We start from the raw sequence: 10106 nt of genomic DNA, 5'->3' as shown, positions 1-10106 counted from the left end.
AGCTGGGTCAGAACAGCGGCACGCTTCCGCTCTCGGACTGGCCGAGCCGGTGGCAGGTGTCGCTGTCGCGCAGGTAGCCGAAGGAGAAGGCCTGGGCGCGTTGACGGGGGGTGCCGTGGGCGTCGGGGGCGGAGGCCGCCTCCTGGTCGAACCAGCCGCTGTCGCGGGTGTCGCCGATGCTGTAGAACAGCAGCGCGCCCTGCAGCGCGTCGGTGAACGCGATGCGCTTGGCGTCGTGCGCGCTCTTGGCCTGGCGGCCGGCGAAGCAGTCGGCCTGGTTCTCCTCCGCGCGCGACACCACGCCGATCGTCCCGCCGATCCGGTCGCCCCGATGACCCAGCTCGTGCATGATCACAAAAAGCGGGTAGGACGCTCCACCCGCCTGGAACAGCTCCGTCATGAAGTCGACGCTGTAGGCGACGGTGTCGTCGAGCTGGCAGTACAGTGCGTTGCCCGCGAACTGCTTGGGATCGTCCACCTGCGCGCCGCAGGCGTCCTGCGGAACCTGGCCGTCCCGGTAGGGGACGAACCGCGGCGGTGTCCACGCGTCGCCGAGCTCGCCGTGCCAGAAACTGTTCGTGCCGCCTGGGCAGCCGACCGGTTCGGAGAGGAGTTTCTCGACCCCGGCGAGGTCGGTCACCCTGCCCCCGCACTCCCCGGCGGCCGCGATCGGCACCGCCGATGTGCTCACCGATGTCCCAGCCGCGGCCGTGTCCCCCGCGGCCGCGTCCGCCGCGGAGGAACCGTTGCAGCCGGTCAATACCCCGACGGACACGACGATCGCGGCCAACGCCGCCCAGATGACCCGCACGAGGCATCACCGTAGAGGCCCGCCCCGGTGCGTGGAACCCGACGTCGTCACCCTGACAGGCGCCGACGCCCTGACCTCGCCTAACCGCCGGTCGACGGCCCGGCCGCAGGCCCCGATGGGCGCCCATCGGTGGAACCGGGTGAACCGGGTGAACCGAGTGAACCGGGTGAACCCGCCCGCGCCCGTCAGGCCACCGGCCACGAGGCAGGGGGGCGGTCCGGGGGCCGTCAGGCGAACAGCTCGCGGATGTCGTCGGCGTCGAGCGTCGAGCTGAACACGTCACCGTCGTCCATGACGCTGGAGAACAGCCGCGCCTTCCGGTCCTTCATCGCCATCACCTTCTCCTCGATCGTGTCCCGGGCGACGAGGCGGTAGACCATGACGTTGCGGGACTGCCCGATGCGGTGCGCCCGGTCCACCGCCTGTTCCTCGGTTGCGGGATTCCACCACGGATCGAGCAGGAAACAGTAGTCGGCCTCGGTCAGGTTCAGGCCGAACCCGCCGGCTTTCAGGCTGACGAGAAAAACCGGGGCCGACCCCGTTTTGAACCGCTCGAGCACGGTGGACCGGTCACGGGTCCGGCCGTCGAGGTAGCAGTGCTCCACACCGAGGGCGGACAACCGTTCGCGTACCTTGCCGAGAAACCCGGTGAACTGGCTGAAGACCAGGGCCCGGTGACCACTGTCGACGACGTCGGTAAGCTGCTCGAACAGAGCATCGATCTTGGCGCACGGCAGGTCCCCGTGGTGGTCGTCCACCAGGCCGGCGTGCAGGCTGAGCTGGCGCAGCAGGGTCAGCGAGCGCAGGATCGTGAAGCGGTTGCGGTTCATGTCGTCGACCAGGCCCAGCACCTTCTGCCGTTCCCGTTGCAGGTAGGTCTGGTAGAGCCTGCGGTGCCGCGGGTGCAGGTCCACCTCCAGGACCTGTTCCTGCTTCGGCGGGAGCTCGGGCGCGACCTGTTCCTTGGTGCGGCGCGTCATCAGCGGCCTGATCCGCCGTCGGAGCTGGGCGAGCAGCTCGACGTCGTTCTGCTTCTCGACCGGCCGGGCGTAGTAGTCGCGGAAGCGGGTCGGGTTCGGGAACAGGCCGGGTGCGGTCACCGACAGCAGCGACCACAGCTCCATCAGGTTGTTCTCCATCGGGGTCCCGGTGACGGCCAGTTTGAACGGCGCCGGCAGCAGCCGGGCGCACCGGTAGGCCTTCGACTGATGATTCTTGATCATTTGGGCTTCGTCGAGGATCAGCCCCGACCAGGCCAGGCTCGCGTACTCCTCGTGCTCGAGGCGGAAGAGCGTGTACGAGGTGATTACCAGGTCGGCGCCCGACACCGCCTCGTCGAGGGCCTCGCCGCGGCGCCGCTGCGTGTCGGAGATCGCCACCGTTCGCAGCCCGGGCGCGAACTGGGCCGCCTCCGCGGCCCAGTTCGACACGACGCTCGTCGGCGCGACGACGAGGAACGGCGCGAGCTCGGGATCGGCCTGCCGGGCGTGGCAGACCAGTGCCAGCGTCTGCAGCGTCTTTCCCAGGCCCATGTCGTCGGCGAGCACCCCGCCCAGCCGGTACTTCCACAGGAACGCCAGCCACCGGAAACCGTCGAGCTGGTAGGAGCGCAACGTCGCCGCGAGCGTCGCCGGCGGCTCCTGTTCGAGCTGGCCCTCGGCCCCCAGCTCCAGCAGCCCCGTCACCTGCTGGCGCCACGACCGCGCCTGGCGCTCGACCACACCGAGCCCGGCGAGCTCCTCCCACAGCCCGACCTGGAACCGACTGATCCGCAGCGGACCGCCGGGTGCGTCCTGTAGCGCCCGCGCCTCCTCGATCAGCCGCCGCAACGTCTGCAGCTCGGGCTTCTGCAGGCTGAAGTAGGCGCCGTCGGCGAGGAGCAGGTGCGACTGCCCCTGACTCAGCGCCAGGAAGACGTCCGTGAACGGTACCTGCCGGCCCTCCACGGTGACGGTGACCCCGAGATCGAACCAGTCGGTCTCGCCTACCACGTCGTCGGTGGACAGGCCGATGAGCAGCGAGTCGCCGGCCTCCCGGTAGGCCGCCGGGTCACCGCTGACCTCGACGGCCACCCCGGGCCGGTCCGTCAGCAACGGGAGCAGCTCCGTCGTCGCGCGCATCGTGTCGACGCCGCGCAGCCGCACCCGTGGCCGCAGACCGGAACCCTGGTCACCGGCAAGCAGGGCGGCCGTGCCGGAGGGCAGATCCAGCGCCGCCAGCACGTCCCGCAACGCGTCCTGCTCCTGGCGCGGATCCCGCAACCCGTCCGGTTCCGCGGCGGGCAGCATCGTGCCGGGCGGCGTCGCGGCGGGCAGCATCGTGCCGTCCGGTTCGGTGCCGTCAGGCTCCGTCGCGTACAGCGGCACGTGGATCCGCTCGCCGCCGACCTCGTAGGCCCATCCCCAGGTGAGGTCGAGCTCGTGGTCGTCACCGTAGGAGGCGTGCAGCACCAGGGCTGGCGGCGGCACCTCCGGCGGCTCGAAGGAGCCGTCGCTGGACACGACGGGGGCCAGGCGCCGCAGGCGCGGGTAGAACTCCGTGCGGAAGCGGGACTCCTCGCTGCGGGGCACCCGCAGGCTCCGGTTCCCGACCGCCATCCGCTGCAGCCGTGGCGGCACCGGCTGGGCGAGCCGCGCGAGCCGGACGTGCCAGTCCCGATGGTCGTCGGAGGCCAGGACCTCCGCCCGGTCGACGTACACGACGCCATGGCCCTCGCGGCCGATGAACGAGAACACGGCGGCGTCCGTCGCCATCCCGCCGAGGCGGAGCAGGGGAGCCACGACCAGCGACTTCGTGCTCTCGTCCCGGGTGACGTTCAGGCACAGCTCCGCGGAACCGTACCGGCTCACGTCGCCGAGCTTCTTGCGGGCATGCACGAACCGGAGGCCGACCGCCTCGGCCTCGTCGAGCATCGGCCAGAGCTGCCGGCTTTCGAACGCGCAGAGATCGAGTCGTTTCGTGCCGCCGGAAGAGTAGGAGGAGTAGTACGAGTACCCGTACCGCTCGTCATGGGCCCGGTACACGGCGAAGAACTCCTGCAGCAGCCGTACCTGCGGCTGCTGGTACTCGCGGGTCTGGTACGCCGCGTTGAGGGCGTCCCACCCGATGGCGTTGACCCAGCCGTTCCGGCCCGGCTGCACCAGCCGGGCCGTGACCCGCAGGCCCAGCTCGGATCCGCCTCCGTGGGCCGGCGGATCCGCCGTGAAGCTCAGCTCGACGGCCAACGGCGTCGTCCCGGCGGCCCCGCCGTGCCCGCCATGGCCGCCGCCGACGGCGGGCGAGGAACCCAGCAGCTCTCCCAGGTCCTCGGTCCAGGCAGCCGACCGGGGCTGAGCCGACCGGGGCTGAGCCGACCGCGGGGAGGACTGAGACCGCTGAGACCGCGGGGAGGACCCGGACCGCCGCGCCGATGGGCTGGGGGCCGCCGCCGCACCCGTTGCCGCGCTCGCCGTGGCCGTCGCGCCTGTCGTGGCCGTCAGCACCAGCGCCACGACGTGCTTGCAGTCGACGCCCACCGGGCAGGTGCACGAGCCGTACTGGAACGTCCAAGAGGACGGACCGTCACCCGAGAACTGCGCGCTCGTCGCGTAAACCTCGCCGCCGCTCCCGCGCACCCGGCCCCGGAGGGTGTTCTCGTCGGGGTCCCAGTCGATCTTCGTGACCGCGCTCTGCTGGGCGTAGTGCACACCTCTGACATACGAACGTTCGCCGACAACTGTCCGGAGACCGGCGGTGCCGGGCCCCTGCCACGACACGGAGAGCATGCCGCCAAGGTAGCAGGCGGTGACAGGAGGTCGCCAAGCGGGTCAACGTGACCGCCGGTAGGAGAGGAAACCCGGTAGGAGAGGAAACTAGGAACGGAACGGCTTCAGGGGCCGAGGAGGAACCGTGCAGACTTTCACATTGAGTGACTTCGGCGACAGGATGCTATTGCATCAATCCTGATTCAGGAGATGAAGATTTCGGAGCGGTCGGAGCGGTCGGAGCGGTCGGAGCGGTCGGAGCGGCGTTCGCCGTCGCGGATGCCACCTTGAGCCTGACACGAGCGCGTCTCACGGGCTCAGCTACTCGGCGGGTTCGTGATCGTCGCGCCGCAGCCGCCAGCCGCGGCCCCGTTCGCGCTCGCGCCAGAATGCGGCGTACCGCCCGTCCCGGGCCAGGAGCTCATCGTGCCGACCGCACTCGACGACCCGGCCGCCGTCGAGGACGGCGATCTGGTCGGCGCGGACGATCGTGTCCAGCCGGTGGGCGATGATCAGGACGGTGCGGTCGGCGGCGAGCTCGGCCAGGGCGGCGTGCACGGCGGTCTCGTTCTCGGTGTCGAGGGAGGCCGTGGCTTCGTCGAGGAGCACGATCGGCGCGTCCTTACACAGCGCGCGGGCGATGGCGACGCGTTGGCGTTCGCCGCCGGACAGCAGCTGTCCGCCCTCGCCGACGCGACTGGCCCAGCCATCCGGGAGCCGGGCGACGATGGAGTCCACCCGGGCGCGGTAGGCGGCGTCGCGGACCTGCTCCGGGGCCGCGTCCGGGTTACCGAAGCGGATGTTGTCCTCGACGGTGCCGTCGAGCAGGTAGACGTCCTGGAACACGAACGCGATGTGGTTGAGCAGCTCGGCGCTGGTGAGATCGCGGACGTCGACGCCGCCGACGCGCACCGAACCGGAGCCGGCGTCGTAGAAGCGGGCGATCAGCTTGGTGACGGTGGTTTTCCCCCCGCCGGAGGGTCCGACGAGCGCGGTGGTTCGCCCGGCCGGGATCGTCAGCGTCAGCCCGCTCAGCACTTCGGGGCCCTGCGTCTCGGGACCGGCGGGGTAGGCGAAGCGGACATCGGTGAGTTCGATCCCGGCATGGCCGATCCGGCGGCCGGTCGTGGGTTCCGGGAGCGGCTCGACCGCCAGGAGCTCGTCGACCCGCTGGGCCGAGGCCTGGGCGGAGCGCAACGCGGCGCTGAGCCCGACCAGCGCGTCGAGCGGGCGGAGCAGGCTGATGCCCAGGACGACGAGGGCGGTCATCCGGGTCGGGCTGAGGCCGTGATGGGTGGTCAGCGCGAGGCCGGCGAGGAACAGGGCCGTGAAGGCCAGCTGGATACCGAGCTCGCCGAGGTATTCGCCCGGCAGGGAGCCGACGATCTCGCGCCGCGCCGCGCGGTGCTGGGCGGCCAGCGCCTCGTCCAAGGCGGCCTGGCCAGCGGCGCTGTGACCGGTGGCCCGCAGCGTCGGCTGGGCGCCGGCGAACTCGACCAGCCGACTGCCGGCCTCGGCCGTGGCGGCGTGGTTGGCCGCCTCGGTGCGTTCGGTGAGGCGGCGACCGACCGAGAGCGCGGCGAGCACGACCGGGACGGCCAGCAGCGCGGCGAGCCCGATCCGCCAGTCGAAGCTGAGCAGGAACGCCCCGATCGTGAGCGGGGTCAGGACCGCGCCGATCAAGGCCTCGGCCAGGAAGACGGTGGTGGCCACCCGAGAGACGTCGCCGATGATTAGTTGTGGGATCTGCCCGGCCGCCGGCCCGTCGAACCAGCCCAATGGCAACGCCAGAAGCTTGTCGCCGATGCGCGCGTACAGGGCGCGCCGCCAGGCCGAGGACAGTCGCAACGCCCGCGACCCGAGGTAGTAGTGGGCGAACCAGCCGGTCGCCGCCGCGGCCGTGAGCGGGATCAGCCACCACGCTGCGGTGGCCGTACGGCCGTCGATCAGGGCGGTCAGCAGCGGGACGAGTACTCCGAAGGCGACGCCCTCGCTGACGGCGTAGCCGGCCACCGCCACCAGGTACCGCGCCAGCGGCCGGTGCTGGCTGGCCGGGACGAGGCCGCGCAGGTGGCCGGTCATGCTCGGCCGCCCTGCTGGGCCCGCCAGAGCTGGGCGTAGCGCCCGTCGGCGGCGAGTAGCTCGTCGTGCCGGCCGTGCTCGATCAGGCGCCCGTCGTCGAGGACCAGGATCTGGTCGGCCTCGGTGATCGTGTACAGGCGGTGCGCGATCACGAGCAGGGTCCGGCCGGCGGCCAGCTCGGCCAGTGCGTCCTGGATCGCGGCCTCGGAGTCGGGGTCGGCGAACGCGGTGGCCTCGTCGAGGAGCACGATCGGTGTCCCGGCCAGCAGGGTACGGGCGATCGCGACCCGCTGCGCCTCCCCGCCGGAGAGGTGGGCGTCCTCGCCGGCCACCGAGTCGTAGCCGCGCGGCAGGGCGAGGACGCGGTCGTCGACGGCGGCCGCGCGGGCGGCGACGCGCACCGCCGCCTCGGACGCATCCGGGACGGCCAGGGCGATGTTGTCACGGATCGAGCGACGCAGCAGGACGACATCCTGCAGCAGGAATCCGACGTGGCGGTAGAGGTCGTCCCGGTCGATGTCGCGCAGGTCGGCTCCGCCTAGCCGGATGGCGCCCCCGGTGACGTCGGCGAAGCGGGCCAGCAGCATCGCGAGCGTCGACTTCCCGGCTCCGGATGGCCCGACCAGCGCCGTCACCGTGCCTGGCCGTAGCGTCGCGCTCACCCCCCGCAGGACTTCGTGACCGTCCGGGTAGCTGAAATGAACGTCGTCGATCTCGACCGTCAGCGGGGTGCCCACCGGGCGGGCGCGGCCGGGCTCGAGGACGGGCTGCCGGGGCTCGTGCAGCAGGCCGCCGATGCGGGCCGCCGCGTCCCGGGAGCGCTCGCGCAGGTCCTGGGCCAGGTAGATCGGCGTGATCTGCTCGAACAGCCCGACCCCGAGCAGCGTGAAGGCCACCAGGTCCACCGGGTCACTCCACCCGGCCGCGACCAGTCCGGTGCCGACGGCGGTGACCGCGAACACGATGGTCGCCGGGGCCACCGTCGCCCGGGCGACGCCGCGGGGCCGGAGGAAGATGCGCTGGGCCTGCTCGTCGGCGTCGGCGTACTCGGCCGCGGCGGCGGCGAACCGGGGAGCGCCCCGGCCGCCGGCGAACGCCTTGACGACGCTGATGCCCCGAACCGTCTCGAGCACGGCCGCGGTCAGCTCGTTGTTGGCCGCACCGATCCGGCTGACCTGGTCGGTCGCGCGGACCGCGAGCCGCAGGCGGATCGCCTGGGCCGCGCTGACGAGCGCCACCGTGACGAGCGCCAACGGCCAGTCGACCCAGAGCAGGTAGCCGACCACCACCGCCGGGCCGGCCACGGCCGAAGCCAGGTCCCCGCGGGCGTGGGCGACCGCGTGGTGCAGCGTCGCCACGTCGTCCTGCACCGTCGAGCGCACCCGGGCCGAGACCCCGCCGGCGAACCAGCTCAGCGGTAACGCGCTCACCTGCTCGGTCAGGCGGCGGCGCAGCAGGTAGGCGAGGTCCGCGTCGGCCAGGTGGCTGAGCAGGCTCGCCGCGGCGTACAGCGCGAAGCGCGCCACGAGCAGGCCGGCCGCGAGCCACGCCAGCGGCCATACCGGCTGCCCCGCTCCGCTCAGCAGCCGGCGCGCGATCTCCACCAGCACCACCGCTGGGGTGATCGCCAGCACCGTGGCCAGAGCTTGCAGCCCGGCCGCCAGCGTGATCCGACCTCGGACGGGACGCCGCAGCTCGGCTAAGTCGAGCGCGGCGGTGCCGGCCGCCATCACCGCCCGGCCGGGCGGGGGACCGACAGCGCCCCGAGACCGCTGTCCCAGGCGGATCGGGGAGTGGCGTGGCCCGTCTCGAGCGGGGTGCCGCCGCCCTCGCCCGCGGGGGTTGCGGCGCGGTCGCGCCGCTCGGCCATCGAGCGCACGAGCTCGCCGGCCCGCACGGCGACGTTGGAGAGCAGGGTCGAGGAGATGCCGTGGGAGTGTTCGGTCGCGCCGAGCACGTACAGGTCGACGTGGACGCCGGGCGCCGTCGCCAGCCGGTAGTCGCGGTCGAGCGCCACGTGGCCGGCCGGGTCGGTCTGGCAGTGCCGGGCCATCGTGCCGAGGAGCTGGCGTGGATCCCGCGAGCGGTACCCGGTGGCGAAGACAATGACGTCCGCCTCTATTTTTTCCCGCGTGCCGGTCGGCATGAACTCGACGTCGGCGGCGACGCCGTCGGTGAGCTGACGCAGCTCGACGAGCCGGGACGCGCGCATGATGCGCAACCGTTCCCGGCCTTGCATCTTCTCCTGGTAGACACGGCGGTAGAGCTCGTCGATGAGGTCGATATCGACCACCGAGTAGTTCGTGCTCCGATGATAGGTATTGAGCATGTCCTTCACCGGCGGCGGCGCGGCGTAGAAATCGTCCACTGCGGACGGGTCGAAAATCTGGTTCGCGAACGAGCTGTTGTCCGCCGGGCTGTAACCGTACCGCGAGAAGACGGCCACGACTTCAGCCCGCGGATACTTCGTGTGCAGGAATTCGGTCACCTCGGCCGCGCTCTGCCCGGCCCCGACCACGACGAACCGGTCGCGCACCGGCGATGGCAGGTTCGCGACCCGGCTGAGCAGGTCGTGGTTGTGCCAGACCCGTTCGGACAGCTCGATGCCGGCTGGCGCCGTCGGCTCGAGCCCGACGGCGATGACGACGCCGCGGGCCCGGCGGACGACCGTCTCCCCGGTCGTCCCCCGCACCCCGACGACGTCCACCATCCGGACCTCGCCGTCGACGGTGACCGGCCGGATGTCGACCACCCGCGTGTCGTACTCGACCAGGTCATCCAATCGGCGGGCGGCCCATTCCAGGTAGTCGTGGAACTCTTGGCGCAGCGGGAACATGGTCTTGTAGTTGATGAAGTCAACCAGGCGGTCCCGCTCATGCAGGAACGACAGATAACTGAAATCGCTGGCCGGATTCCGCAGGGTTACCAGGTCCTTGAGGTAGGATACCTGCATCGTGGCCCCGTCGAGGAGCATTCCCCGGTGCCAGCCGAATCGGGGCTGGCGCTCCAGAAAAGACACCCTCAGCGCCGCCGCCGGGGAAACGCGCGCGTTGTGCTCCGTCACGGCGATCGCCAACGCCAGGTTCGAAGGGCCGAAACCGATTCCGACGATGTCCCGAATGCCGATGTCCGTGGACGCCGGACCTCTCACCACACCCGATCCTCCGGTCCCTGGGCGCGCCGCCCTTTCCCGTCGGTAACGAGAAGCGTACGCTAATCTGGTAAAGTAAGCCTTACCTATATTCTGGGGTGACCTCCCTGGGTGTCAAGCACGCTCCGGCGGTGCCATCGGCCGGGCCCGCGGCCGCCCCTGACTAGACCCCGGCTGGCTGGACCCCGGCTCGCGCTACCGGCGCCGGGCGGCCGCTGGACGTGACCGTGAAGTCAGGTTAGGCTCTCCATAGGTAACTTAACCTATCCTTACAAATTTCGCCAGATTGTGAGGCGGGCGGTGCGAGCTGTCGCGGAGG

At 71.4% G+C, this 10106-nt stretch carries 5 protein-coding genes; all 5 read right to left on the bottom strand.

What is annotated here, in order from left to right; translation table 11 throughout:
* Window positions 1-7: 7 nt before the first annotated feature.
* Window positions 8-811 (bottom strand): neutral zinc metallopeptidase, encoded by an 804-nt coding sequence (locus AC08OP_RS02310; protein WP_476612696.1) that lies wholly within the window; start codon window positions 809-811, stop codon window positions 8-10.
* A 227-nt stretch (window positions 812-1038) separates the two neighbouring features.
* A complete protein-coding gene (locus AC08OP_RS02305) occupies window positions 1039-4575 on the bottom strand; it encodes a DEAD/DEAH box helicase (protein WP_476612695.1) in 3537 nt (1178 codons plus the stop codon).
* A gap of 300 nt (window positions 4576-4875) precedes the next feature.
* Entirely contained in the window at window positions 4876-6636 is a 1761-nt protein-coding gene (locus AC08OP_RS02300; protein WP_476612694.1) for an ABC transporter ATP-binding protein, read from the bottom strand.
* Entirely contained in the window at window positions 6633-8366 is a 1734-nt protein-coding gene (locus AC08OP_RS02295; protein WP_476612693.1) for an ABC transporter ATP-binding protein, read from the bottom strand. The genes AC08OP_RS02300 and AC08OP_RS02295 overlap by 4 nt, the downstream gene beginning before the upstream one ends.
* Window positions 8366-9790: a lysine N(6)-hydroxylase/L-ornithine N(5)-oxygenase family protein gene (locus AC08OP_RS02290; RefSeq protein ID WP_476612692.1), complete on the bottom strand. Its 1425-nt coding sequence runs from the start codon at window positions 9788-9790 to the stop codon at window positions 8366-8368. The genes AC08OP_RS02295 and AC08OP_RS02290 overlap by 1 nt, the downstream gene beginning before the upstream one ends.
* Between the last annotated feature and the right edge of the window lie 316 nt (window positions 9791-10106).

The organism is Frankia sp. CeRuru1, assembly GCF_977966315.1.
The sequence above is the reverse complement of the archived record's forward strand: the minus strand, read 5'-3'. Positions and strand labels throughout refer to the sequence as shown.